Source organism: Paenarthrobacter sp. NPDC089322, from assembly GCF_040684895.1.
GTDB lineage: Bacteria > Actinomycetota > Actinomycetes > Actinomycetales > Micrococcaceae > Arthrobacter.
In genome coordinates this window covers 49779-74218 of the sequence record NZ_JBFBGW010000002.1, presented here as the reverse complement: position 1 = coordinate 74218, position 24440 = coordinate 49779, and the positions used below count along the sequence as shown (strand labels likewise).

The following is a 24440-nucleotide window of genomic DNA, read 5'->3' as shown; positions in this document are numbered from 1 at the left end:
AAATTCTGTCCAGTAAGTGGGATTCCCTGAGTCCCACGACACGTTTGGGGCTAAGCTGTTGACCAGAACAGCACACGTCGACAATCCGGGAAACCGTATTCTCGGAAATCCGTGCGTCTGGATGAGAGATCAACGTTTCAATGGTGAACGGCTGGTAGACACATTGCAGCGGGCGCCATCCTGAGCTTCCTGCGTGCCGTGTCTTCACGCCTGCCGTCAGCACAGAGAGGGGCTCGGTTTTCGTGCCACATTTGGAAGAGCAAGAACTGTCATGGACCGATCTGGACAAGAAGGCTGTTGACACTGTTCGTGTGTTGGCTGCTGATGCTGTGGAGAAGGTTGGCAACGGCCATCCTGGCACGGCGATGAGCTTGGGTCCGGCAGCGTACCTGCTGTTCCAGAAGCTGATGCGTCATGATCCGAAGAACCCGGAGTGGATTGGCCGTGACCGGTTCATTCTCTCCCCCGGCCACACGTCGTTGACGTTGTATATCCAGTTGTTCCTGTCCGGGTACGGGTTGGAGTTGAAGGACCTGGAGGCTTTGCGGACGTGGGGTTCGCTGACGCCGGGTCACCCGGAGTACAAGCACACCGCGGGTGTGGAGATCACCACGGGACCGTTGGGCCAGGGCCTGGCCTCTGCGGTTGGGTTCGCGTATTCGCAGCGCCGCCAGCGTGGCTTGTTCGACGCCGACGCCCCGGCCGGCGAGTCCCCGTTCGACCACACGATCTGGGTGATCGCCTCCGATGGTGACCTGCAGGAAGGCGTCACGTCCGAGGCGTCGTCCTTGGCCGGGCACCAGGAACTGGGCAACCTCGTGGTGATTTATGACGAGAACCACATCAGCATTGAGGACGACACCGACATCGCGTTCACCGAGGACGTCCTGAAGCGGTACGAGGCGTACGGGTGGCACACCCAGCGGGTGGACTGGACCCGGACCGGCGAGTACGTCGAGGACGTCCAGGAACTGTACGCGGCGCTGCTGGCGGCGAAGGCCGAAACGACCAAGCCGTCGATCATTTCGTTGCGGACCATCATCGGGTACCCGGCGCCGAAGAAGCAGAACACCGGCAAGATCCACGGCTCGGCCCTGGGGGCTGAGGAAGTCGCCGCGCTGAAGAGTGTGCTCGGGTTCGACCCGGCGAAGTCCTTCGAGGTGGACGAGGAGGTCCTGGCGCACGCCCGCAAGGTGGTTGAACGCGGCGCCGAGGCCCGTGCCTCCTGGCAGGCCAAGTTCGAGGCATGGCAGCAGGGCAACCCGGACGGTGCTGCTTTGTTGGAGCGCATCGAAGCGAAGAAACTGCCGGTCGGTATTGACGCTGCCCTGCCGGTGTTCGAGGCCGGCAAGGACGTGTCCACCCGTGCCGCGTCCGGGAAGGTGTTGAACGCGATCGGCCCGGTCCTGCCCGAACTGTGGGGCGGTTCCGCTGACCTGGCCGAGTCGAACAACACCACCATCGAAGGGTCCCCGTCGTTCATTCCGGCCTCGCGTTCGACCGAGGCGTGGAAGGGCAACCCGTACGGGCGGGTGCTGCACTTCGGTATCCGCGAACACGCCGCCGCGTCGATCGTGAACGGCATCGCCCTGGCCGGAAGGACCCGTGCGTTCTCGGGCACGTTCCTGATCTTCTCCGATTACCAGCGCCCGGCCATCCGCCTCGGCGCGCTCATGGGTGTTCCGTCGCTGTACGTGTGGACGCACGACTCGATCGGCCTGGGCGAAGACGGCCCCACGCACCAGCCCGTGGAACAACTCGCCTCCCTGCGTGCCATCCCCGGCCTGGACGTCATCCGCCCCGGTGACGCGAACGAGGTCTCCGCGGCGTGGAAGGCCATGCTGGAAAACCACGAAAACCCCGCCGGCATTGTCCTGACCCGCCAGAACATCCCCACCTGGGCCCGCGGCGAAGGCGACGCCACCGGCGACACCTTCGCCTCCACCGCCGGGGTCGCCAAGGGCGGGTACGTCCTGGCCGAAGCCTCCCGGGACGGGGCCACCGTGGACGCGCAGGTCATCCTGATCGGCACCGGCTCCGAAGTCCAGCTCGCCGTCGCCGCCCGCGAAGCACTCCAAGCCGAAGGCATCCCCACCCGCGTGGTGTCCATGCCCTGCGTGGAGTGGTTCAAGAAGCAAGACGAGTCCTACCGCGAATCCGTACTCCCCGCCACGGTCAAGGCACGAGTGTCCGTCGAAGCCGGCCTGGCCCTGGGCTGGAGGGAATTCGTCGGCGACGCCGGCCGCTCGATCTCCCTGGAACACTTCGGCGCCTCGGCGGACTACAAGCGGCTCTTCAACGAATTCGGCATCACCGCCGAAGCCGTCACCGCCGCAGCCAAAGACTCCCTCGCAGACGCATAACAGTCTGAAACCCCATTACAGGAGAAATCACATGTCTACCACTCCCACGCAGCAGCTCTCCGACGCCGGCGTTTCCATCTGGCTGGATGACCTCTCACGCAACCGCCTTGAGACCGGCACCCTGCAGAAGCTCATCGAGGAAAAGAACGTGGTCGGCGTAACCACCAACCCGTCCATCTTCCACGCAGCCATTACTGCAGGAACCGACTACGACGCCACCATCGCGGCGCAGGCAGCCGCCGGTGCCAGCGTTGAAGAGACAATCTTCGAAATCACCACCACGGACGTCGCCGACGCCTGCGATCTCTTCGCTCCGATCGCCGCTGCCACCAACGGTGTGGACGGCCGTGTCTCCATTGAGGTGGACCCCCGCCTCGCTTGGGACACCGAGGGCACCATCGCCGAAGCCAAGCACCTGTACGGCAAGGTCAACAAGGACAACGTCCACATCAAGATCCCGGCAACCCTGGAAGGCCTTGAAGCCATCACGGCCACCCTCGCGGCCGGCATCAGCGTCAACGTGACCCTGATCTTCTCGCTCGAGCGCTACCGCGCGGTCATCAACGCTTTCCAGTCGGGTTTGGAGCAGGCCAAGGATAACGGACACGATCTTTCCAAGATCCACTCCGTGGCCTCGTTCTTCGTCTCCCGCGTAGACACCGAGATCGACAAGCGCCTCGACGCCATCGGTTCCGAGGAAGCCAAAGCCCTCAAGGGCAAGGCAGGTGTTGCCAACGCACGCCTGGCCTACCAGGTCTACGAAGAGCTGTTCTCCACGGAACGCTGGGCAGTCCTGGCAGAGGCCGGCGCCCTCCCGCAGCGACCCCTGTGGGCCTCTACAGGCGTAAAGGACCCGGCCTACCCGGACACTCTTTACGTGACCGAGCTCGTTGCCGCCGGGGTGGTTAACACCATGCCGGAAAAGACCCTCGACGCTACGTTCGACCACGGTGTGGTCACGGGTGACACCATCAGCGGCACCTACGAAGAAGCCAACGAGGTCCTGAACAAGCTCGAAGCACTGGGCGTCTCCTACAACGACGTCGTCGCACTCCTCGAATCCGAGGGCCTGGAGAAGTTCGTGGCCAGCTGGAAGGAACTCCTGGCCGACGTCGAAGGCGCCCTCGCCACTGCACGGAAGGCTTCCTAACCCACATGAGCACAATCAGCTACGACGCCAGCGGTGCCGCGCAGCAGGCTATTGCCCAGCACATTGACGGCTTGGTCGATGAGAAGATCGCTACCCGGATCTTCGCGAAGGATCACACCTTGTGGGGCCCTGACGCGGAATCGGAATCTGCTATCCGGTTGGGCTGGGTAGAGGCAGCGGCAGTCTCGCAGCCCCTGGTGGCAGGGATCCTGGAGTTGCGTGATGCACTGCGGGCCGAAGGTGTCTCCCACATCGTCCTATGCGGCATGGGCGGCTCCTCACTGGCTCCCGAGGTCATCGCGGGCACCGCCGGCGTCGAGCTGACCGTGCTCGACAGCACCGACCCCGAGCAGGTCAGTGCGGCCCTTGCTGACCGGTTGCAGGAAACGGCGATCGTTGTTTCTTCCAAGTCCGGTTCCACGGTGGAGACTGATTCCCAGCGCCGCGTGTTCGAGAAGGCGTTCAACGACGCCGGTATCGATGCGAAGAGCCGCATCATCATCGTGACTGACCCGGGTTCGCCCTTGGACAAGGCTTCCCGTGAAGCGGGCTACCGCGCTGTCTTCAACGCCGACCCGAACGTCGGGGGTCGGTTCTCTGCCTTGACCGCCTTCGGCCTGGTTCCTTGTGGCCTGGCCGGTGTGGACATCCAAGCCTTCCTAGATGAAGCGGAAGAAGCCGCCGAAATCCTCAATGAGGATTCCAACGACAACATCGGCCTGGCACTGGGGATTGCCTTGGGAGGTACCAATCCGCTGCGGAACAAGATCGTCATTGCCGAGGACGGCTCCGGGATTGTCGGTTTCGCGGACTGGGCAGAGCAACTCATCGCCGAATCCACGGGCAAGCTGGGCACGGGTGTCCTCCCGGTCGTCGCCGGACCGGACTCGCCGGAGGCCCTTAAGGGTGCCGACGACGTCCTGGTGGTGCGGCTGGTAGGTGCGGACGCCGACGTCGAACTGCGTGAAAACGAAGTTGCTGTCGCTGGCGGCCTGGCCTCGCAGATGTTCGTGTGGGAGTTTGCCACGGCCGTTGCCGGCCGTCTTCTGGGCATCAATCCGTTCGACCAGCCCGACGTCGAGGCAGCGAAGGTAGCCGCCCGCGGTCTGCTGGATGCCCGGCCGGAACCCACGCCCGCCAACTTTACCGACGGCGTGGTGGAAGTCCGCGGTGGCGACTGGCTGGGTTCCGCCTCGACCGCTGCGGAGGCTGTCCAGGCTCTCCTGGGACAGCTTGGCACTGATGGATACCTGAGTGTCCAGGCATACCTGGACCGGATTTCCCATGCTCCCCTGGAGGGAATCCGCGACGAGCTGGCTGCTGTCAGCGGCCGTCCGGTGACCTTCGGTTGGGGACCGCGGTTCCTGCATTCGACAGGCCAGTTCCACAAAGGTGGCCCCGCCATCGGCGTCTTCCTGCAGATCACCGCTGCGTCATCCACCGACCTCGAAATTCCGGAGCGGCCCTTCACCTTCGGTGAGCTGATCGCTGCACAGGCCTCGGGCGATGCCCAGGTCCTCGAAGGCCACGGTCGTCCCGTGTTGCGCCTGCACCTCACCGAGCGTGCCGCTGGCGTTGCCCAGCTCCAGGAAGTCGTCGCTGCGTTGGCCGGGCAGGCCAGCGCTCTTGAAAGCTAAGGCACAAAACCGAACATGCCAGAAACTGAAATCGGCAGGAAGAGCGCGGGCCTGCGGAATCCTTTGCGGGATCCGCGGGACCGCCGCCTGAACCGAATTGCAGGGCCGTCGTCGTTGGTGTTCTTCGGAGTCACCGGCGACCTCGCCCGGAAGAAACTCATGCCTGCGGTCTATGATCTTGCCAACCGCGGCCTGCTCCCGCCGAGCTTCGCTTTGGTGGGCTTCGGCCGCCGCGATTGGGATAACGCAGATTTCGCGGCCGAGGTGCGGGAGAACGTTAAGGCACACGCCCGGACGAAGTTCGACGAAGCGGTGTGGGAGCAGTTGGCTTCCGGTATCCGCTTCGTAAAGGGCGAGTTCGACGACGACGACGCTTTCGAGCGTCTCGGCGACGTCCTTGACGAGCTCGATGAAACACGAGGGACCCGCGGCAATCACGGCTTCTATCTCTCGATCCCCCCGAAGGCGTTCGAACAGGTCTGCCGCCAGCTCTCCAAGCATGGCCTGGCGCAGGCCAAGCCCGGGCAGTGGCGTCGTGTGGTCATTGAGAAGCCGTTCGGGCATGATCTTGAGTCCGCGCGGCAGCTGAACGACATCGTCGAATCGGTGTTCCCGGCCGATGCAGTGTTCCGCATCGACCATTACCTGGGGAAGGAAACTGTCCAGAACATCCTGGCGCTGCGTTTCGCGAACCAGTTGTTCGAGCCCCTGTGGAACGCGAACTACGTGGACCATGTCCAGATCACCATGGCCGAGGACATCGGCACCGGCGGCCGTGCAGGCTATTACGATGGCGTGGGTGCTGCCCGTGACGTCATCCAGAACCACCTGCTGCAGTTGCTGGCGCTCACGGCGATGGAAGAACCCATTTCCTTCAACGCCGATGACCTGCGTGCGGAAAAGGAAAAGGTCCTCGCCGCGGTCAAGCTGCCCGAGGACCTCTCGACGCATTCGGCCCGCGGGCAGTTCACCGGTGGCTGGCAGGGCGGCGAGGAAGTCCTTGGCTATCTGGACGAGGACGGCATCCCCGCCGACAGCAAGACCGAGACCTACGCCGCGATCCGGGTGGACATCAACACCCGGCGTTGGAACGGCGTGCCGTTCTATCTGCGGGCCGGCAAGCGCCTGGGCCGTCGCGTGACCGAGATTGCCGTGGTCTTCAAACGCGCCCCCAACCTGCTCTTCCGCGACCATGGGGAGGACGACTTCGGCCAGAACGCGGTGGTGATCCGGGTTCAGCCCGATGAGGGCGCGACGATCCGGTTCGGGTCCAAGGTCCCGGGCACGCAGATGGAAGTCCGTGATGTGACGATGGACTTCGGGTACGGGCACTCGTTTACCGAGTCCTCCCCGGAAGCGTATGAGCGGCTGATCCTGGACGTCCTGCTCGGTGAGCCGCCGCTGTTCCCGCGGCATCAGGAAGTGGAACTGTCCTGGAAGATCCTGGACCCGTTCGAGGATTACTGGGCCGGGCTGGATGAACAACCGCAACCCTACGCACCGGGCAGTTGGGGACCGGTCTCGGCCGATGAACTCCTGGCCCGTGACGGACGAACCTGGAGAAGGCCATGATCGTAGATCTTCCTGATACAACCACCTCCAAGATCTCCAAGAAGATCATGTCCCTGCGCGAACAGGGCGGCGTGATCGCCTTGGGGCGTGTGCTGACCCTCGTGGTCGTCACCAAATCCGGGCAGGAAGAAGACGCCATCGAGGCAGCGAACGAAGCCAGCCGGGAACACCCCTGCCGGATCATCGTCCTCGCAGACGCAGGCGTTGAAGCACCGGACCGGTTGGATGCGCAGATCCGCGTCGGTGGTGACGCCGGCGCGTCCGAGGTGATCGTGCTGCGCGGCTACGGCCAAATGGCCCACGAAAGCGAGTCCCTGGTCGCGGGCCTCCTGCTGCCCGACGCCCCGATCGTGGCGTGGTGGCCGCATGGCGCCCCCGAAAGTGCCTGCGAAACCTCCATCGGCCGGATCGCGCACCGACGGATCACGGACTCCGCGAACGAGCCCGACCCCGCCCAGGCACTGGAGAACATCCGCGCCACCTACAAAGCCGGCGACACCGACCTCGCCTGGACCCGCCTGACGAACTGGCGCATGCAACTCGCAGCCGTATTTGACCAAGTCGACGGGGATCCTGTCTCGGCCGTGGCCGTGGAGGGCGCCTCGGACTCCCCCAGCACACTGCTCCTGGCAGCATGGCTGAGTCTTGCGCTCCAGGCTCCGGTCACGATCGTCGCGGACCCGGCCGGTACCGGCATTCGTCGCGTGCGGCTGACGCGCGCGAGCGGCGACGTCCAGCTCTTCCGCCCGGGGCTTTCCGTGGCCGAACTGACGCAGCCCGGTCAGCCTGCCCAGCGGATCACCCTGCCGCGACGCAGCCTGAAGGATTGCCTCGCCGAGGAACTGCGCCGGCTCGATCCGGACGAAGTGTTTGGTGAAGTGATTACGATGGGACTGCCACTTACCAGCCAGAGGAGAGTCCAGACCAGTGCACGCTGAGCCCAGAGTAAGCATCCATCCCGACTCCAAAGTATTGATGGCGGCGATAGCTGCCCGTCTCATCACAAAGCTTGTGGATGTCCAGGACAAACACGGCGAGGCCACAGTGGTCCTTACCGGCGGAACCGTCGGAATCGGCACCCTGAAGGCGGTGGCCGACTCTGCCGCCGCTCCCGCCGTCGACTGGTCAAGGGTGAATTTCTGGTGGGGTGACGAACGGTTCGTCGCTGCGGATAGCGATGACCGGAATACCCGCCAGGCCTACCAGGCATTGTTGTCGCACCTGCCGGTGGACCCTGCGCGGGTCCACCAACCCGGCTCATCCGATGACTTCGCAACAGCCGACGACGCTGCCGTTGACTATGCAGCCCGTCTCAAAGCTGCGGCCGAAAGCGAACACGCGGCAGATATGTCCGACGATCGCCCGGAAGAGGCCGGCAACCTACCGCGTTTCGATGTCCTCCTGCTGGGTGTCGGACCCGACGCCCACGTTGCTTCGCTGTTTCCTGAACAGGCCGCTATCCGGGAGAAGAGCCGCACCGTGGTGGGTGTCGAGAACTCCCCCAAGCCGCCGCCGTCGCGCATTTCACTGACATTGCCGGCAATCAACACGGCACAAGAGATCTGGATGGTGGTGGCAGGCGAGGACAAGGCCGGTGCCGTGGGACTGGCCCTGGCAGGAGCCAATCCTGTTCAGGTTCCCGCAGCGGGCCCTGCCGGCCGTTCACGGACGTTGTGGCTTATTGACGAAAACGCCGCGTCACGTGTCCCCCAGCAATTGGTCCGGAAGGACCCCGCGGGCGCGTAGGCGCTCCAACGCTCCAGCCAGGACGATCTCCGCGTCCTGGCTGGAGCGCCGTTCTTTAACGTAATCCAGGTGGGACTTGTACAGCTCATCATCGGGCCGGGTTGCCGCAGCGTGCCCTGGCTCCCTTGACGCGGGAAGGCCACACTTGGGACAGTCCCAGTTCCTTGGTATCTGATCGTCAGGCAACTTAAGAAAAACAAGCCGCGTCTCATGTCCCTTGGCGCACCAATAGGGAACACGAATCCGCGGCAGTTGGTCAGCATCGCTATGGTCGCTCTGATTTTTCGGAGCGGAACCCAGTGCAACACCCACACGGGTGCCACGGTAACCAGGCGTGCCATGAACCATTTTCGAACCCCTAGCGACTCGGTGGTCGGCCGTCACGGCCCGTAGGCCTTACGGCCAACAGGGCCAGTCTAATGCGAGGGGTTCGACGGCGGCACTATTCCATGGTGCCGCCGTCGGGAAATGTTGGGGAGCCCCGCTGGAGGCTAGGAGTCTCCGCCGGAAGTAAAGCGCATGATGAGGCCGAGGCCGATGATCACGATGCCCCAGGTCACGCCGAGGATGATCGTGAAGCGGTTAAGGTTCCGCTCAGCAACGCCGGAGGAGCTCAAACCCGAGCTCATTCCGCCACCAAACATGTCGGACAAACCGCCGCCACGTCCCTTGTGAAGGAGGATGAGCAGGGTCAGCAGAAGGCTGGTCACGCCCAGCAGGATCTGCAGGATAACTTGAAGAACGTCCACGACGGCCTTTCGAAGTAGCGGAAAACGGGAGCCGGACTAGTCCTTAACGAGGTGGCTCTCGAACCTGACAATGTTAGCAAACTCGGCGGGGTCCAAGCTGGCGCCACCGACAAGCAGGCCGTCAACGTCGCTTTCAGCCATGATCGCCGCGGCGTTGTTCGCCTTCACCGAGCCGCCGTAAAGGAGGCGCGTGCTTGCAGCAACAGTTTCGTCGAAAAGTTGCGCGAGCTCGGCGCGGATGGCGGCGCACATCTCCTGGGCGTCGCCGGGACCAGCTACTTCGCCCGTACCGATGGCCCACACCGGCTCGTAGGCGACCACGAGGTCCGCGGCTTGCTCGGCGGTCAGACCTTCAACGCCGGTACGTAGCTGCGCCAGCGTGTGCTCGACATGGTTGCCTGCCTGGCGAACTTCAAGTCCTTCGCCGACACAGAGCACCGGAGTAACACCGTGGCGGAAGGCCGCCTTGACCTTGGCGTTCAGGACGTCGTCGGACTCGTTGTGGATAGTGCGGCGCTCACTGTGGCCGACCAGGACATAGGCGCAGCCCAGCTTGTTGAGGAATTGGCCGCTGATGTCGCCCGTGTAAGCCCCTGAATCGAACTGGGACAGGTCCTGGCCACCGTAGACGACCTCGAGCTCATCACCCTGCACGAGCGTCTGCACACCGCGGAGATCCGTGAATGGCGGGAACACTGCCACCTCGACGCGGCTGTAATCGTGCTTGGCGTCCGAGAGGGTCCACGCAAGCTTCTGAAGCAGGGTAATGCCCTGGACGTGGTCCATGTTCATCTTCCAGTTGCCTGCGATGAAGGGCTTGCGGACAAAGTTGCCGTTGGCAGAGGTAGTCACATGAACTCCAAAGAAATGCGTTGATAAATGGAACAGCCGGCAGGACGCGCGTGCGCCCTGCCGGCCGATTGCTTGCTTAGCGGTCCAGTACGCTCAGGCCGGGGAGTTCCTTGCCTTCAAGGTACTCCAGGCTGGCGCCACCGCCGGTGGAAATGTGGCCGAACTGTGAGTCGTTGAAACCGAGGGTCCTCACCGCTGCGGCAGAGTCCCCGCCACCGACGACGGTGAAGGCCACGGTATCCGTCAGGGCCTGCGCGATGGCCCGGGTACCACCGGAGAATGCCTCGAACTCGAAGACTCCCATGGGGCCGTTCCAGAAGACGGTCTTGGCACCCTCGATCTGCGCCGCAAATGCGGACGCGGATTCCGGGCCGATGTCCAGGCCAATGCCGGACGTCCCGAACGAGCTTTCCTCGATGGCGTCAGCCTTCACCACCTCATGGTCGGCGTCCGCCGCGAAGCGGCTGGCCACCACGACATCCGTGGGAATCACGAACGACGTGCCGGCGTCGGCAGCACGCTTGAGGTAGTCCTGGACTACGGGAATCTGGTCTTCCTCAAGAAGGCTGCCGGCTACCTTGTGGCCATCAGCAGCCAGGAAGGTGAACAGCATGCCGCCGCCAACGAGGATGGTGTCTGCCTTGCCGATCAGGTTGTCGATGACAGCCAGTTTGTCCGAGACCTTGGACCCGCCAAGCACTACGACATACGGGCGCTGCGTGTCCGTAGTGAGCTTGCGCAGGACCTCGACCTCGGTGTGCACGAGGTCGCCGAGGAAGGACGGCAGCCTCGTGGCGACGTCGTAAACGCTGGCATGCTTGCGGTGGACTGCGCCAAAAGCGTCGTCCACGAACGCGCCGTTGTCACCGGTCAAGGCAACGAGCTCGTCGGCGAAGGCTCCGCGCTCGGCGTCGTCCTTGCTCGTTTCACGGGCGTCGAAGCGCACGTTTTCAAGAACGAGGACTTCGCCATCCTGCAGGCCTGCTGCGAGCTCCTTGGCGGAGTCTCCAACGGTGTCGTCAGCCAGTTGGACCTTGAAGTCCGCGAGTTCCGCCAGGCGGGCTGCAGCTGGCTTCAGCGAGTACTTTTCCTCGGGGGTTCCTTTGGGGCGGCCAAGGTGGGCGGTTACGAGCACACGGGCACCGGCGTCCGAGAGCTTCTTGAGGACCGGCAGGGAGGCCTTGATGCGGCCGTCATCGGTCACTGTAGAGCCGTCGAGCGGCACATTCAGGTCACTTCTGACCAAAATGTACCGCCCGCGGACACCTTCAGCGATGAGTTCGTTGAGGGTGTGAGATGTCATGTGTCTACCCTAGCCCAGCTTGGATGCGACAAGCTCCGTGAGGTCGACGAGGCGGTTCGAGTAGCCCCATTCGTTGTCATACCAGGAAACAACCTTGACCTGGTTGCCGATGACCTTGGTCAGGCCGGCGTCGAAGATCGACGAAGCGGGGTCGCCAACGATATCGGAGGAAACGATGGGCGCGTCAGTGTAGCTGAGGATGCCCTTGAGCTGGGACTCTGCGGCTTCCTTGATGGCGGCGTTGACGTCTTCAACCGTGACTTCACGGGAAACAGTGACGGTGAGGTCGGTGGCGGAACCGGTGGGGACGGGTACGCGGATGGCATAGCCGTCCAGCTTGCCCTTGAGCTCCGGGAGGACCAGGCCGATGGCCTTGGCGGCACCGGTGGACGTGGGAACCATGTTGATGGCAGCAGCGCGGGCACGGCGGAGATCGCCGTGGGGGCCGTCCTGCAGGTTCTGGTCGGCCGTGTAGGCGTGCACGGTAGTCATGAGGCCACGCTCGATGCCGAAGGCATCGTTGACGACCTTGGCCAGCGGGCCGAGGCAGTTGGTGGTGCAGGAAGCGTTGGAAATGATGTGGTGTGCCGCGGGATCGTAGAGTTCGTGGTTGACGCCCATGACGATCGTGATGTCTTCGTCGCTGGCAGGTGCCGAGATAAGGACCTTCTTGGCGCCGGCGTCGATGTGCTTCTGCGCCGCTGCAGCCTTGGTGAAGAAACCGGTGGACTCGATGACGATGTCGACGCCGAGCTCGCCCCACGGGAGGTTGGCGGGATCGCGTTCCGCCAGAACGGTGATGGACTTGCCGTCGACGACCAGGTTTCCATCGAGGACTTCCACGGACTGGGTCAGGCGGCCACCGACGGAGTCGTACTTCAGGAGGTGGGCCAGGGTCTCAGGGCTGGTGAGGTCGTTCACTGCGACGATCTCGAGGTCTGCGCCCTGGGCCAGTGCTGCGCGGAAGTAGTTACGGCCGATGCGGCCGAAGCCGTTGATACCAATACGGGTGGTCACTGTGTGTCAATCTCCTTGGTGCTCTTGCAAGCACGCCTAGTGAGTCGGATAAATATTCCAACCAACAGACCCCGCACGTCATTGGGCAGAGGTGATTATCAGATCGGAGGGCGACCAGCCACGTTGCTGAAGGCTAACCGCCTTCCGTGATCCATCTTACGTTTAACTAAGCCTGCCCCCGCAACTGCGGGGGCAGGCTTTCCAGCATTTGGTCCGAATTCACTGAAAATGTGACTTTTGTTACATTGGCGTGAATCCAACCTCACAAGCTACAGAACAATGAGGCCTGTGGCGTTGGTGCGGGCGGCTTCAAAGCGCTTGGCGACATCGGCCCAGTTGGCGATGTTCCAGAATGCCTTGACGTAGTCGGCCTTGACGTTGACGTAGTCCAGGTAGAAGGCGTGCTCCCACATGTCCAGCATCAGCAACGGGGTAGTGCCTACGGCTACGTTGCCCTGCTGATCGTAGAGCTGCTCGATCACGAGGTTGCCGCCGATCGGCTCGTAAGCGAGGAACGCCCAGCCGGAGCCCTGCAGGCCGAGGGCCGCGGCGGTGAACTGCGCGCGGAAAGCATCGAAAGAACCGAAAGCGTCATCGATGGCAGCTGCGAGCTCGCCTTCGGGCTTGTCGCCGCCGTCCGGGGAGATGTTGTTCCAGAAAACGGAGTGGTTGATGTGGCCACCGGTGTGGAACGCGAGGTCCTTGGAAAGACGGTTGATGTTGGCGAAGTCACCCTTCTCACGGGCTTCGGCGAGCTGCGCGAGGGCGTTGTTGGCACCTGCAACGTAAGCGGCGTGGTGCTTGCTGTGGTGCAGCTCCATGATCTTTGCCGAAATATGCGGCTCAAGTGCTGCGTAGTCGTAGCCGAGCTCGGGCAGAACGTACTCTGTCACGAAATCCTCCAATGTCGTGGACCGAAGTCCGGTTTGGTAACTCTCGTACTATCCATCCGGCTGGCAAGCCAGCCGGAAATCCTTGGGGAAGAAGCCTGGTCCTGCCTCCACCGGAACAACCCGCTGCGGCATTGCAGTATTTCCTCCGCACGTTGTCGATTCTAGGGGCGGGAACTACCCGTCCATCATTTCAGGAGTCACATTTGCCTCCGTACCCGGAATGCCGAGATCCACGGCGCGTTTGTCCGCCATGGCCAGGAGCCTGCGGATCCGGCCGGCGATGGCGTCCTTGGTCATGGGCGGATCGGCGAGGCGGCCAAGTTCATCAAGGCTCGCCTGCTTGTGGGCCACGCGGAGTTCCCCTGCGTACTTCAGGTGTTCCGGGACGTCATCCCCCAGGATTTCCAAGGCGCGGTCAACCCGCGCACCCGCAGCGACCGCGGCCTGGGCGGAGCGCCTGAGGTTTGCGTCGTCGAAGTTGGCGAGCCTGTTGGCTGTGGCGCGGACTTCCTTGCGCATGCGTCTTTCTTCCCAGACCATGAGTGCATCGTGTGCGCCCATGCGGGTGAGGAGGGCTGCGATGGTGTCACCGTCGCGGATGACTACACGGTCCACGCCGCGAACTTCCCGGGCTTTTGCCTGGATGCCGAGGCGCCGGGCAGCACCTACCAGCGCCAACGCCGACTCCGGACCCGGGCAGGTCACTTCAAGCGAGGAAGAGCGCCCCGGTTCGGTGAGTGAACCGTGGGCCAGGAACGCCCCGCGCCACACGGCTTCAGCGTCCGCGGCCGAGCCATTGACGACAACGGAAGGCAGGCCCCGCACCGGGCGCCCCCGGCCATCCAGCAAGCCGGTCTGGCGGGCAAGGGCCTCGCCGTCCCGGACAACCCGAACCACGTAACGGCTGCCCCGGCGGAGGCCTCCACCTGACACCACGATGATCTCGCTCTGGTGCCCGTAGACCTCCGAGATCGCGGCGCGCAGTCTGCGGGCCGTGGAGGCCAGGTCCACCTCGGCTTCGATGACGATCCGTCCCGAAATAATGTGCAGGCCGCCTGCGAAACGGAGCATTGCCGAAACCTCAGCTTTGCGTACTGAAGATTTCTTGATGTCCAGCCGGGACAGTTCGTCCTTGACCGACGCGGTAAGTGCCATCGCGTGTGTGTTCCTAACTGTTCCCGAAAATATCGTGGTAGGCCGCTGCCAACAGCAGTGGATCATGGATGGGGCGGCGCCTCGAAGCCCCTACTCTACCCAACACCACTTCAGCACCGATCATCCCTGCCGCTTTCTCGAAGGCCTTGAGGTCTTGGACGGCGCTGGGATCGGCGAGGACGACGTCCACGCTGAATTCCGGTGCGTACTTGCGCAGTACATCCAGATGGTCCGCCGCCGTCATGCCCGATGTTTCCTTCGTCTCGACATCGAGGTTCATGGTGAGGCAACGCTTGGCTGTGGTCTCGCCGAGAGCCTGCCGGAGCTCCGGCAGCAGCAGGTGGGGCAACACCGAGGTGTACCAGGATCCAGGACCCAGGATGACCCAATCTGCCAGTTCGATGGCCGTAAGTGCCTCGGTGCAGGCCGGCGCATGCTCGGGCAGGAGACGGACTTCCTCCAGCTTTCCCGCCACTGCGCATTTCGCTTGCCCGCGGACGGTTTGGAGTTCATGCCCTCCCCCGGGTAATTCCACCCGGGCCTGGCCTTCAATGGTCAGAGGCACACTGGACATCGGGAGGACCTGGCCGCGGGCACCCAGGAGCGCCCCCGCCCATTTCAGTCCCGCCACGGTGTCCCCGAGCAACTCCCATAGGGTCACGATGAGCAGGTTTCCCATGGCGTGGTGGTCCAGCGAACCGCCCTTGGCGTTCCCCGCAGTGAAACGGTGCTGCATCACGTCGCGCCACGTCCTGCCCCAATCCGTATCGTCGCAAAGGGCGCTCAGTGCCATCCGCAGGTCTCCGGGCGGGAGGACGCCGTACTCGTCGCGCAGGCGCCCGGAAGATCCGCCGTCGTCAGCTACCGTGACAACCGCCGTCAGTTCGGAGGTGAGGAGCCGAAGGGCGGACAATGAAGCCGCAAGGCCGTGTCCACCACCGAGCGCCACCACTGACGGGCTTTTGTGCTGCTGGCTACCGGGGACGCCTTTCGGCGGAATGAGCGGCAGTGGTCCCGTGAGAACCCCCATTACTCGCGTCCCAGGTCGCGGTGGGTTGTGGTCACGGTGACCCGTGGATATTGGGCAAGGCGTTTTGAAAGCTCGACGGCGACCGCCACCGAGCGGTGCTTGCCACCCGTGCAGCCCACAGCCAACGTGGCATAGTGCTTGTTTTCCTGGCGGTAGCCGTCCAGGACCGGCTCCAACGCGCGGACGTAGCGGTCGACGAACTCCTGCACGCCGTTGGCTTCCAGGACGTAGTCACTGACGTCCGCATCCAATCCGGTGTGTGGCCGCAGTTGCGGTACCCAGTGGGGGTTGGGGATGAACCGGGCGTCCGCAACGAAGTTGGCGTCCACCGGCAGTCCGTACTTGAAACCGAAGCTCATGACATTGAGACGCAGCGTCACCGGGCCGGTGTCACTGAACAATTCGGTGATCGCCGTGGCCAGGCCGTGGACGTTGAACTCGGTGGTGTCCAGCACGACGTCCGCATGCTCCCGAAGTTCCCGCAAAACTTCGCGTTCGATGCCGATGCCGTCGAGGATGCGTCCGCCGCCTTGCAGCGGATGAGGCCGGCGGCCTTGCTCGAATCGCCGGACCAGGACGTCGTCGCTCGCATCCAGGAACAACACGCGGAACGTAATGCCGCTGGCGCTCAAGGCACCCAGCGCAGTCTGGATATCAGTGAAGAGATCCTTGCTGCGGACATCGACCACGACGGCAAGTTTGGGAATCGACTTCGGCGCGTGCGAGACGATCTCGGCCAGGGTTCCCAGCATCTGCGGAGGCAGGTTGTCCACGACGTACCAGCCGTGGTCCTCAAGGGCATCCGATGCGGTACTACGGCCGGCCCCGGACATACCGGTGACCACCAGCAGTTCCGCCTCCGCGGGCTTGACGGGCGTGAGGCCGTCCTGCTCCGTGCCGGATTCTGCCGTTGCCTCGTCCATCAGTGGTCCCCGTTTCCTTCGAAAGTAGTTGTCACACGCGTTTCCCCGCCCGGAAGCAGGCACGCCCTGACCGGCGGCTGTGCGGCCACCGGTCAAGTTCTTACCCTAGCTAAGATTCAAGGATTTCGCCGGTGGTCATGTTCACGGCGGGAGCAATGTCGCCAGTGTCCGCAGTGGAACCCAAGTGCTGCACGACGGCCGCAGCAAGCGCGGGTCCGATCCCCTTGGCGGAGGTGAGCTCCTCCACGCTTGCAGAACGGATTTTCTTCAGCGAACCGAAATGTGCAACCAATGCCTTGCGCTTCGCTTCTCCGAGTCCAGGGACACCGTCCAAGGCCGACACGGTCATGGCCTTGCCTCGCTTCTGGCGGTGGAAAGTGATGGCAAAGCGGTGGGCTTCGTCGCGGATGCGTTGGAGCAGGTACAGCCCTTGTGAGGTTCGCGGCAGGATGACCGGGAAGTCGCTGTCAGGCAGCCACACCTCTTCAAGCCGCTTCGCGAGGCCCACAACGTAAACGTCGTCGATGCCCAACTCCGCGAGGGCACGCGCTGCGGCATTGACCTGCGGCTGTCCGCCGTCCACCACCACCAGGTTGGGCGGGTACGCGAACTTTGCCTTCGGGGCGGGCATGGTGGGGTCCGACGGCGGCACTCCGGTGCCGTCCGCAGCGGCGGTACTCGCCGGGTTGGCGATCTCACCGGAAACGGGTACCTGGGCGGCCTTGTCCGTCAGGTAATGCCTGAAGCGACGAGTCAGGACATCGTGCATGGCAGCGGTGTCATCCGCTGCGGCTGCCCCCGTGATGGAAAACTTCCGGTAATCGGATTTCTTGGGCAGGCCGTCTTCCACCACCACCATGGACGCCACCACGTTGGTTCCTTGGACGTGCGAGATGTCGAAGCACTCGATCCGGAGCAGGGGCACAGGGAGTTCCAGGGCCTCTTGCAGTTCCTGCAGTGCCAGGGAGCGCACCGTGATGTCGCCCGCCCGCCGGGTCTTGTGCAGCTTCAAGGCTTGTTCGGCGTTTTCCCTGACCGTGGACATCAGGGCGGCCTTGTCGCCGCGTTGCGGGACGCGGATGTCCACCTTGGCACCGCGCAAACCACCGAGCCATTCCGACAGTTCAGCATGGTTGGTGGGGTTCTCGGGTACCAGCACTTCGCGCGGAATCCGCCCCTGGACCTCGTTGTCTTCCCCGTAAACCTGTTGCAAAAGGTGCTCGATGAGTTCCGGCGTCGTAGCGTCCTCCACCTTCTCCACCACCCAGCCGCGCTGACCCCTCACCCGGCCACCGCGTACGTGGAACACCTGTACCGAAGCCTCAAGTTCATCGTCATGCAATGCGAAGACATCGGCGTCCGTGTCCTCGGCAAGGACCACGGCGTTGCGTTCAAAGACCTTGCGCAACGCGATGATGTCGTCCCTGAGTCCGGCCGCGCGCTCGTAATCGAGCTCTGCGACAGCCGCTGCCATGTCCTTCTCGAGCCTGTTGATGAAGCGCTTAGCCTCGCCACCCATGAAGGAGCAGAAGTCCTCCGCGAGCTGGCGGTGTTCATCCGGAGTTACCCGTCCCACGCAGGGCGCCGAGCATTTATCGATGTAGCCCAGAAGACAAGGCCGGCCACTGGCTTGTGCGCGCTTGAAGACTCCGGCGCTACAGCTGCGGACCGGAAAGACACGAAGGAGCGTGTCCATCGTTTCGCGGATCGCCCCGGCCGTGTAGGGACCGAAATACCGCGTGCCCTTCTTCCGTTCGCCACGCAAGACCTGCACCCGTGGAATCTTCTCCCCCATGGTGACAGCCAGGTACGGATACGTCTTGTCGTCACGGAACACCACGTTGAAGCGCGGCTTGAATTCCTTGATCCACGTGTATTCCAGCTGCAACGATTCCAGCTCGCTGCCCACCACTGTCCACTCGACGCTGCTCGCGGCATGAACCATGGCGTGCGTCTTGGGGAGGAGCCCCGCCGGGTTGGCGAAATAGGAATTCAGCCGGGACCGGAGGTTCTTGGCCTTGCCCACATAGATGACCCGGCCATGGGGGTCGCGGAAACGGTAGACGCCCGGGGTGGTGGGAATTTCACCCGTTTGGGGTCGGTAACTTGCTGGATTTGCCACGTTTCCAGTCTAGTGAACAGGAACGACAGCGAACGCCAGTCGAGGCTGCGGGGGCCGGTCCCACGGCCTTAAAGCTGCAAGGATGCTCAGTCGACAGACTTGCTCTGGTTGTAGGAAGTGGACCGTTCCTGACCACTCAGTGCTGCGATCGCGTCCATGATCCTGTCCGTTACCTCGCGACGCGCCGGGAGGGAATGATCAGGACCTGTCTTGTCGAAGTAGAGTGGCTCGCCAACCTTCATGGTGAAGTGTTGGGGACGAACCGCGTTCTTGTCTGCCGGCTGGAGTTTCTCCGTACCGATCAGGCCCACGGGAACCACGGGCGCACCCGTGGTCAGCGCCAACCAGCCCACGCCTGTGCGACCCCGGTAAAGGATGCCGTCGCGGGAACGCGTCCCCTCCGGGTAGATTCCAATGCCCTTGCCGGCTTCAAGGATGTCGAGGAGTGTTTTGAGCGCCTGCACGCTGGCAGCTTGCTCGCCGCGTTCAACGGGGATGGAGCCAACGGCCTCGAAAAAGGACTTCATGACGGCGCCCTTAACGCCTTTGGTGGTGAAGTATTCGGCTTTGGCGAAGAACGCCACGGGCCGGGGCATCAGAGCCTGGACAATGACGCTGTCCAGGAAAGACAGGTGGTTCGGGGCCACGATGAAGGGACCCTCTTTGGGGACATTCTCCAGCCCTATGACTGTTGGCCGGCACGTGGTGGAGATCAGTCCACGGGTGGTCCAGCGGATCGCATCAAAGACTGCCATCGTTTTGTACCTCGCTCAGGGCCGCCGCACGGACAGCATCAAGTTCTTCAATTTTGCTTCGCAACTCCACGGCGGACTCCACGACGGCTACTGCGCCCGCCTCTTCCAACTCGCCCTCCGGGGCGAACCCCCAGCGAACCCCGATGCAATCGAGCCCGTTTGCCATGGCTCCGGCGACATCCTGGTGCCGGTCCCCCACCATCACTGCCGGCTGCGAGTGCAGATCAGCCAAGGCCGACCCCACGATCGCGACTTTTCCGGATGCGGCATTGGCCGCCAGTGATTCATCGTCCGCAGATCCACGGATGGACACAAAAAAGTCGGCAATTCCGTGGTGTTCCAGGACCACCCGCGCAATACCCTGCGGTTTCTGCGTGGCGACCGCAACGGGCCGACCCGTTTCCGCAAAATATTCAAGGAGTTCGAAAATACCGGGATACAGCTTGCTTTGGGCGATTCCGGTGTCCCGGTAATGCCGCCTATAGCGCTCGATCGTTTCATCCACCAATTCCGCGGGGACATTCGCCAAATGGAGTAAGGCGTCGCTGAGTTTGGGGCCGACCATGGCATTTAACACTGCTTGCTCCGGTACCGGCAGACCCATTTCGCGAAGAGCTGCGGAAATGCCTCCTGTGATACCACCGGCTGGATCGACAAGGGTGCCGTCCAGATCGAAAATTACGGGCACCGTTGTTTGAGTCACCGGGTTAGTTTCTCACGAGTACAGGCATGCCTGAAACTCGCATGCCGCACACGGAATACTTCAAGGGCTACGAAGATATTCTCCGTAGCCCTTGGAAGCCAGCTGCCTGCGCCTAGCCCAGAATTTCCGCCAGGAACGTCGCCGTGTGGCTGTCGCTGGACTTGGCAACCTGTTCCGGCGTACCGGTGGCCACGATCTTGCCGCCGCCCGAGCCGCCGTTCGGTCCCAGATCCACAATCCAGTCCGCGGACTTGATGACGTCCAGGTTGTGTTCAATGGTGATGACAGTGTTGCCTTTGTCCACCAGTCCTTGAAGGACCATGAGCAGCTTTCGGATGTCTTCAAAGTGCAGGCCCGTGGTCGGCTCATCCAGGACGTAGATGCTGCGGCCGTTGGACCGCTTCTGGAGCTCGGCAGCCAACTTGACGCGCTGGGCTTCGCCTCCGGAAAGCGTTGTTGCCGGTTGGCCCAGTCGGACGTAGCCAAGGCCCACATCCACCAAGGTCTTCAAGTGCCGGGCAATGGGAGTGAACGCCGCAAAGAACTCCGCGGCTTCCTCGATGGGCATGTTGAGGACATCCGCGATGGTCTTGCCCTTGTAATGCACCTCGAGGGTTTCACGGTTGTAGCGGGCGCCGTGGCAGACTTCACACGGAACGTAGACGTCCGGCAGGAAGTTCATCTCGATCTTCAGCGTGCCGTCACCGGAGCATGCTTCGCAGCGTCCGCCCTTGACGTTGAAGGAGAACCGCCCGGGCTGGTACCCGCGGACCTTCGCTTCGGTCGTCTCCGCAAAGAGTTTACGGATGTTGTCGAAGACACCTGTGTAAGTGGCCGGATTGGAACGGGGGGTCCGTCCAATGGGGCTTTGATCTACGTGGACCACCTTGTCCAGGTGTTCCAGGCCATTGACGCTGCGGTGTCGGCCGGCGACTTGCTTGGCACCATTGAGCTTGTTGGCCAGAACCTTGTAGAGAATCTCGTTGACGAGGGTCGACTTGCCGGAGCCACTGACGCCGGTCACCGCGGTGAACAGGCCCAGCGGGAACGTTGCGTCGACGTTGTTCAGGTTGTTTTCCCGCGCACCGATGACTTTCAGCTCACGCTTTTTGTCGTATTTTCGGCGCTTGGCGGGCACCGCGATGCTGCGGCGCCCAGAAAGGTAGTCACCTGTCAGCGAATCCTTGTTCTCAAGCAGTGCCTTGTATGTACCCGAATGCACCACCTGGCCACCGTGTTCTCCGGCGCCGGGTCCGATGTCGACAATCCAGTCGGCCTCGTGGATGGTGTCTTCGTCGTGCTCAACCACGATCAGGGTGTTGCCGAGGTCACGCAAGCGTGTCAGCGTTTCGATCAGGCGCCGGTTATCGCGCTGGTGGAGCCCAATAGAGGGTTCATCCAAAACGTAGAGCACGCCCACGAGGCCGGACCCGATCTGCGTGGCCAGGCGGATGCGCTGCGCTTCACCACCTGACAGCGTGCCGGATGCACGTTCAAGGTTCAGGTATTCGAGCCCAACATCCAGAAGGAACGTCAGGCGCGCCTGGATTTCCTTCAGGACCTGGTGGGCGATCTGCGCTTCACGGTCCGTCAGGGTAAGGCCACCGAGGAACGCGGCACATTCCCGCATGGGGAGCGCCGCTACTTCTGCGATGGACTTCCCGTTGATGAGGACCGACAACGAGGCAGGGTTCAGGCGCGCCCCATTGCACTCAGGGCAGGGAATCTGGCGCATGTACTCTTCGTACCTGTCGCGGGCCCAGTCCGAGTCCGTTTCGCCGTGCTTACGGTGGACGTATTGGATGGCACCTTCAAAACCGGTGCTGTACTTGCGTTCCCGCCCGAACCGGTTGCGGTACTGGACAACCACCTTGTGGTCCTTGCCGTGCAGTACCGTGTTTCGGACATCCTTGGGCAACTTCTCCCAAGAGGTGTTCATCGAGAATCCGAGCTCATGGGCCAAGCCCTCCAGGAGCCGGTTCCAGTACTCGGTAGTGGCTGTACCCAACGACCACGGGGCAATGGCGCCCTCTGCCAGTGAAAGTTCGGGGTTGGGAACGATGAGTTCCTCATCGACTTCAAGCTTGGTCCCAATGCCGCTGCAGGCCGAGCAGGCGCCGAACGGGTTGTTAAATGAAAAGGAGCGCGGTTCGATCTCATCGATGGCCAGCGGATGCTCGTTGGGGCAAGCGAGATTCTCCGAGAAGGCGCGGATCCGGGCCGGGTCCTCGGCGTCGAGGTCGACGAATTCGATCAGTACCCGACCTTCAGCAAGCCCAAGCGCCGTTTCCACGGAGTCGGTAAGCCGCTGGCTGATGTCCTCCTTGACCACAAGGCGGTCCACGACGACTTCGATGGTGTGCTTGAACTGCTTGCCGAGTTTGGGTGCGTCGCTAAGTTGTACTAATTCCCCGTCTACGCGGGCACGGGAATAGCCCTTGGCAGTGAGCTCTTTGAAGAGGTCCACGAACTCACCCTTACGGCCGCGGACCACGGGCGCAAGAACCTGGAAGCGCGTGCCCGTTTCCAGTTCCAGCAATTGGTCGACGATCTGCTGGGGCGTTTGGCGCGTGATCGGTTCCCCGCATACCGGGCAGTGCGGACGACCCACACGAGCCCACAGCAAACGCATATAGTCGTAGATTTCCGTGATGGTGCCCACGGTGGACCGCGGATTCTTACTGGTGGATTTCTGGTCGATCGACACCGCGGGCGAGAGGCCCTCAATGAAGTCGACGTCCGGCTTATCCACTTGGCCGAGGAATTGTCGTGCGTACGCGGAAAGGGATTCCACGTAGCGCCGCTGGCCTTCGGCGAAGATGGTGTCGAACGCGAGAGACGACTTGCCCGAACCGGAGAGGCCGGTGAAGACGATCATCGCGTCCCTCGGGAGGTCGAGGTCCACGTTGCGAAGGTTATGCTCACGGGCACCCTTGACTACCAACCGCGAAAGATCGGGCCGCGTTGGCTGGGCATCGGGAACGACGGAAACGCTCTTCAAGGAATGGACGGCTGCATCTTCAGCTAAGGCTTTGGGCACGAACCAATGCTAATCGAAAACTTCTTCGAATTTCCATGTCGTTCCTCACACCCCTACTGCACAGTATTGGCACGCACCATAGGATCAGTCGGCATCGTAGGCGGCTGCGAGGAGCTGTACGGCCTCCGCGAACGAGGCCCCTTGCGCCTTGGCAGCGGCGGCGTACTGGGCCGCGACTGCCGCGAGGGCACCCCACCGGTCGTCCCTCGCGCAAACCACGGTGCCGTTGCGGCCCCTCGTGGCCACTACGCCCGCTGCTTCCAGTTCCTTGTACGCACGCGCCACCGTGTGCGGAGCCACATCCAGGACGCCCGCCAGGTTCCTGACCGGCGGGAGTTTCGCTCCAACAGCGAGGACTCCCGAGTCTGCCAGCTCTATGATGCGGAGTCGCAACTGCTCGAAAAGAGCTACTCCGCTATTGGTATTGGGGCGCCAGGAGCCAGGAAAGCCGTCCGCGGGAGTCATCGGAAACACCGGCCAATGGCCGGCACCGATCGAAGGGTCTCTTGCTCACTGAAGCTTCCATGGTCCATGCCGAAAATTAGACCAGCGACGCCGGACGGGTACAAGCCACCCCGCCCGCGAGCTTCTTCACCAGGGGCATGAGCGCCACATCCAGGCAGGTCATCACTTCTTTTGAGCCACCGCGAAGATACGGCGGAAGGGAAAAACCGTTCCATGCCGTGTGCCCGGATAGGCATCCCGCAGCAGGGCGGAATATTGCCCCTCGAAATCGGCCGCGTCCTCAGGTGACAACGCGTCAAGCACCGGCCGCAATCCGGTGCCGCGCACCCATTCGAGGACCGGGTCGGCCCCCGGCAGTACCTGCTGGTAGGTGGTCTCCCAAGCGTCAGCCGCGCAACCGGCGTCGAGCATTATGCCCAGGTAGTCCGCGGGACTGCCAACGGCGCCGTCATGCCGCAATACGCCGCCGAGGCGCGACCGCCACTGCGAAGACTCGGCCAGTTCCCTCATGAGCGTGTGTGACGGCGAGGTGAAGTTGCCCGGTACCTGCAGGGCGAACCACGCACCTGGCTTGAGGGCCGACAACCAATCTCCAAGCATGTTCTGGTGCCCGGGAACCCATTGCAGGGCAGCGTTGGTGACCACGACGTCGGTGTCCTCCTCGGGCTGCCAGTCCGCGATGTCCCCCAATTCAAAGCTGAGGTTGACATAGCGCGCGGCCAGGGTCGCTGCCTTGGCGAGCATCTCCCCGGACGAATCGAGGCCGAGGACCGATGCGTTGGGCCACCGGTCGCAGAGCGTTGCCGTCAGGTTGCCTGGCCCGCACCCGAGGTCCACCACCTTGTGGGGGTGTTCGGCCCGGACCCTCGCCACGAGGTCATGGAACGGCCTGTCACGATGGTTGCCGAACTCCACATACTTGGACGGATCCCACTTCATCTCAGCCTCCTCGGGGCAGTACACCT

Annotated in this window: 21 protein-coding genes; 6 read left to right on the top strand and 15 right to left on the bottom strand. The window is 62.9% G+C overall.

Features of this window, described 5'->3' with window-relative positions; translation table 11 throughout:
• Nucleotides 1-242: 242 nt before the first annotated feature.
• From tkt to pgl, 6 genes are read left to right on the top strand one after another with little or no spacing between them, the layout of a single operon-like run.
• A complete protein-coding gene (gene tkt / locus AB0N65_RS02385) occupies nucleotides 243-2363 on the top strand; it encodes a transketolase (protein ID WP_364157187.1) in 2121 nt (706 codons plus the stop codon).
• A 31-nt stretch (nucleotides 2364-2394) separates the two neighbouring features.
• Complete coding sequence (gene tal, locus AB0N65_RS02380; RefSeq protein WP_364157185.1) at nucleotides 2395-3513, top strand: transaldolase; 1119 nt, start codon at nucleotides 2395-2397, stop codon at nucleotides 3511-3513.
• A gap of 5 nt (nucleotides 3514-3518) precedes the next feature.
• Nucleotides 3519-5150 carry a glucose-6-phosphate isomerase gene (locus AB0N65_RS02375; RefSeq protein WP_364157182.1) on the top strand — a complete coding sequence of 544 codons (1632 nt, stop codon included), beginning with the start codon at nucleotides 3519-3521 and terminating at the stop codon, nucleotides 5148-5150.
• Between the two features lie 15 nt (nucleotides 5151-5165).
• A complete protein-coding gene (gene zwf, locus AB0N65_RS02370; protein ID WP_364157179.1) occupies nucleotides 5166-6722 on the top strand; it encodes a glucose-6-phosphate dehydrogenase in 1557 nt (518 codons plus the stop codon).
• The gene (locus tag AB0N65_RS02365) at nucleotides 6719-7660 is read left to right on the top strand and encodes a glucose-6-phosphate dehydrogenase assembly protein OpcA (RefSeq protein WP_364157176.1); all 942 of its coding nucleotides are present in this window, start codon (nucleotides 6719-6721) and stop codon (nucleotides 7658-7660) included. The genes zwf and AB0N65_RS02365 overlap by 4 nt, the downstream gene beginning before the upstream one ends.
• On the top strand, nucleotides 7650-8468 hold the full coding sequence (gene pgl / locus AB0N65_RS02360; protein ID WP_364157173.1) for a 6-phosphogluconolactonase: 819 nt from the start codon (nucleotides 7650-7652) through the stop codon (nucleotides 8466-8468). The genes AB0N65_RS02365 and pgl overlap by 11 nt, the downstream gene beginning before the upstream one ends.
• On the opposite strand, the gene AB0N65_RS02355 is transcribed toward pgl, so the two are convergent.
• The 15 genes from AB0N65_RS02355 to AB0N65_RS02285 form a co-directional block, all read right to left on the bottom strand.
• Nucleotides 8421-8816 carry an RNA polymerase-binding protein RbpA gene (locus tag AB0N65_RS02355; RefSeq protein ID WP_364157170.1) on the bottom strand — a complete coding sequence of 132 codons (396 nt, stop codon included), beginning with the start codon at nucleotides 8814-8816 and terminating at the stop codon, nucleotides 8421-8423. The two genes, pgl and AB0N65_RS02355, sit on opposite strands and share 48 nt — an antisense overlap.
• Nucleotides 8817-8959: 143 nt before the next feature.
• Nucleotides 8960-9217: a preprotein translocase subunit SecG gene (gene secG / locus AB0N65_RS02350; protein ID WP_364157167.1), complete on the bottom strand. Its 258-nt coding sequence runs from the start codon at nucleotides 9215-9217 to the stop codon at nucleotides 8960-8962.
• Between the two features lie 36 nt (nucleotides 9218-9253).
• Nucleotides 9254-10069 (bottom strand): triose-phosphate isomerase, encoded by an 816-nt coding sequence (tpiA, locus tag AB0N65_RS02345; RefSeq protein WP_364157164.1) that lies wholly within the window; start codon nucleotides 10067-10069, stop codon nucleotides 9254-9256.
• Between the two features lie 76 nt (nucleotides 10070-10145).
• A complete protein-coding gene (locus tag AB0N65_RS02340; protein ID WP_364157161.1) occupies nucleotides 10146-11372 on the bottom strand; it encodes a phosphoglycerate kinase in 1227 nt (408 codons plus the stop codon).
• Nucleotides 11373-11381: 9 nt separating this feature from the next.
• Nucleotides 11382-12389 carry a type I glyceraldehyde-3-phosphate dehydrogenase gene (gene gap / locus AB0N65_RS02335; protein WP_364157158.1) on the bottom strand — a complete coding sequence of 336 codons (1008 nt, stop codon included), beginning with the start codon at nucleotides 12387-12389 and terminating at the stop codon, nucleotides 11382-11384.
• Nucleotides 12390-12658: 269 nt separating this feature from the next.
• Nucleotides 12659-13282 (bottom strand): superoxide dismutase, encoded by a 624-nt coding sequence (locus tag AB0N65_RS02330; RefSeq protein ID WP_364157155.1) that lies wholly within the window; start codon nucleotides 13280-13282, stop codon nucleotides 12659-12661.
• 174 nt (nucleotides 13283-13456) lie between these two features.
• Complete coding sequence (gene whiA, locus AB0N65_RS02325) at nucleotides 13457-14437, bottom strand: DNA-binding protein WhiA (RefSeq protein ID WP_364157152.1); 981 nt, start codon at nucleotides 14435-14437, stop codon at nucleotides 13457-13459.
• Nucleotides 14438-14450: 13 nt separating this feature from the next.
• Nucleotides 14451-15467 carry a uridine diphosphate-N-acetylglucosamine-binding protein YvcK gene (gene yvcK, locus AB0N65_RS02320; RefSeq protein WP_364157149.1) on the bottom strand — a complete coding sequence of 339 codons (1017 nt, stop codon included), beginning with the start codon at nucleotides 15465-15467 and terminating at the stop codon, nucleotides 14451-14453.
• Nucleotides 15467-16390, bottom strand: coding sequence for an RNase adapter RapZ (rapZ, locus tag AB0N65_RS02315; RefSeq protein ID WP_364157146.1), 924 nt, complete (start codon nucleotides 16388-16390; stop codon nucleotides 15467-15469). The genes yvcK and rapZ overlap by 1 nt, the downstream gene beginning before the upstream one ends.
• A gap of 109 nt (nucleotides 16391-16499) precedes the next feature.
• Nucleotides 16500-18512: an excinuclease ABC subunit UvrC gene (gene uvrC / locus AB0N65_RS02310; protein ID WP_364157143.1), complete on the bottom strand. Its 2013-nt coding sequence runs from the start codon at nucleotides 18510-18512 to the stop codon at nucleotides 16500-16502.
• A gap of 86 nt (nucleotides 18513-18598) precedes the next feature.
• Nucleotides 18599-19267, bottom strand: coding sequence for a lysophospholipid acyltransferase family protein (locus AB0N65_RS02305; protein WP_364157140.1), 669 nt, complete (start codon nucleotides 19265-19267; stop codon nucleotides 18599-18601).
• Nucleotides 19254-19970 (bottom strand): HAD hydrolase-like protein, encoded by a 717-nt coding sequence (locus AB0N65_RS02300; protein WP_364157137.1) that lies wholly within the window; start codon nucleotides 19968-19970, stop codon nucleotides 19254-19256. Before AB0N65_RS02300 ends, AB0N65_RS02305 begins: the two co-directional genes overlap by 14 nt.
• A gap of 112 nt (nucleotides 19971-20082) precedes the next feature.
• Entirely contained in the window at nucleotides 20083-23010 is a 2928-nt protein-coding gene (gene uvrA / locus AB0N65_RS02295; protein WP_364157135.1) for an excinuclease ABC subunit UvrA, read from the bottom strand.
• A gap of 84 nt (nucleotides 23011-23094) precedes the next feature.
• Nucleotides 23095-23475: a GntR family transcriptional regulator gene (locus AB0N65_RS02290; protein ID WP_364157132.1), complete on the bottom strand. Its 381-nt coding sequence runs from the start codon at nucleotides 23473-23475 to the stop codon at nucleotides 23095-23097.
• Nucleotides 23476-23637: 162 nt separating this feature from the next.
• The gene (locus AB0N65_RS02285; RefSeq protein WP_364157129.1) at nucleotides 23638-24414 is read right to left on the bottom strand and encodes a trans-aconitate 2-methyltransferase; all 777 of its coding nucleotides are present in this window, start codon (nucleotides 24412-24414) and stop codon (nucleotides 23638-23640) included.
• Between the last annotated feature and the right edge of the window lie 26 nt (nucleotides 24415-24440).

Coding starts and splice junctions, on each gene's coding strand:
- tal (WP_364157185.1), top strand. CDS start 2,395: ATGTCTACCACTCCCACGCAGCAGCTCTCCGACGCCGGCGTTTCCATC.
- AB0N65_RS02375 (WP_364157182.1), top strand. CDS start 3,519: ATGAGCACAATCAGCTACGACGCCAGCGGTGCCGCGCAGCAGGCTATT.
- zwf (WP_364157179.1), top strand. CDS start 5,166: ATGCCAGAAACTGAAATCGGCAGGAAGAGCGCGGGCCTGCGGAATCCT.
- AB0N65_RS02365 (WP_364157176.1), top strand. CDS start 6,719: ATGATCGTAGATCTTCCTGATACAACCACCTCCAAGATCTCCAAGAAG.
- AB0N65_RS02355 (WP_364157170.1), bottom strand. CDS start 8,816: ATGGTTCATGGCACGCCTGGTTACCGTGGCACCCGTGTGGGTGTTGCA.
- AB0N65_RS02340 (WP_364157161.1), bottom strand. CDS start 11,372: ATGACATCTCACACCCTCAACGAACTCATCGCTGAAGGTGTCCGCGGG.
- whiA (WP_364157152.1), bottom strand. CDS start 14,437: ATGGCACTTACCGCGTCGGTCAAGGACGAACTGTCCCGGCTGGACATC.
- yvcK (WP_364157149.1), bottom strand. CDS start 15,467: ATGGGGGTTCTCACGGGACCACTGCCGCTCATTCCGCCGAAAGGCGTC.
- rapZ (WP_364157146.1), bottom strand. CDS start 16,390: ATGGACGAGGCAACGGCAGAATCCGGCACGGAGCAGGACGGCCTCACG.
- AB0N65_RS02305 (WP_364157140.1), bottom strand. CDS start 19,267: ATGGCAGTCTTTGATGCGATCCGCTGGACCACCCGTGGACTGATCTCC.
- AB0N65_RS02290 (WP_364157132.1), bottom strand. CDS start 23,475: ATGACTCCCGCGGACGGCTTTCCTGGCTCCTGGCGCCCCAATACCAAT.
- AB0N65_RS02285 (WP_364157129.1), bottom strand. CDS start 24,414: ATGAAGTGGGATCCGTCCAAGTATGTGGAGTTCGGCAACCATCGTGAC.